Raw genomic sequence first — 1,096 nt, forward strand, 5'->3', positions numbered from 1 at the left:
CTCTTCTTGTTCTTGACATAATTCTGCTAATTTAAGGTTTTTAATCCTATCTTAAATTCACACAAAAAGTTGTACGTTTTTTGGGGAGCAGCATACAAATCGTCTATTCGGTCCAGACAAACCTTTTGGTACGATACGCTATTATCGTTATCCACATACGATGGAACAGCATATTATAAAAGCAATAAAACTATATTCGGGAGATAAACCTGTAGCACTATTTGTTGAAAAATTAGACCAAAATTTAAATAACTTAAATGCCGTTTTTTATAATATATCATTATTATTTACAAATGCAGGGATTGAAAATTTCGAAAAAGCACCCGATGGCATTCCAGAACGAGGTCAATTTGCTAAACTTTTTAATGAATTAAACCTTTTTCTAGAAGCAGCTAAAATTCAGGGATTTAAGTGGAATAAATCCACATTCACATTTGGAAAAGGAAGTACTAAGAAAATAATAGAAATGAGTTTTGACGAAACCACCTATTTAATATTAGCACTACGTTATAAAGAATTATTTAGCGGAGGCGGCGGAGGTGGCGGCACAGGAACAAATAATGCACCCTTTGAAATTCAAGGTCATTTAACGGAAATCGATACCGATAAAATTGATGCCGATTACATGAATTCACGTTTTGAAAAATACCTTAAAATCCTTCTTAACCAAACCGATAAAGAAGAAGTTCAAAAAACATTAGATGAATTACATCGTTCATTCTCCTCATTGACCCAAGAACAACAAAAATATGCGGGTATATTTTTACGTGATGTACAACGTGGCGAAGTAAGTATAAAAAGTGATAAAACCTTTCGAGAGTACATTACAGAATATCAATTCAATGCCAAAAACGAACAAATTAATAGCATAATTAAAGTATTAGGTTTAGATGAATCAAAACTCAGATCCTTAATGACTTTAGGCTTAACAAATAATAATATTAACGAATATGGTCGTTTTGATGAATTAAAATCTACCGTTGATAAAAACAGAGCAAAAGCTATGCTGCTCCCCAAAAAACGTACAACTTTTTGTGTGAATTTAAGATAGGATTAAAAACCTTAAATTAGCAGAATTATGTCAAGAACAAGAAGA

1 protein-coding gene is annotated in these 1,096 nt (G+C 31.8%); it reads left to right on the top strand.

Going from position 1 to position 1,096, the window contains the following annotated elements; all coding sequences use genetic code 11:
• The first annotated feature begins 160 nt into the window (after positions 1–160).
• Positions 161–1,051: a type I restriction endonuclease subunit R, EcoR124 family gene (locus tag BUC11_RS16555; protein ID WP_073355803.1), complete on the top strand. Its 891-nt coding sequence runs from the start codon at positions 161–163 to the stop codon at positions 1,049–1,051.
• The last annotated feature ends 45 nt before the right edge of the window (positions 1,052–1,096 follow it).

It is taken from the genome of Flavobacterium xanthum (assembly GCF_900142695.1).
Taxonomy (GTDB): Bacteria; Bacteroidota; Bacteroidia; order Flavobacteriales; family Flavobacteriaceae; genus Flavobacterium; species Flavobacterium xanthum.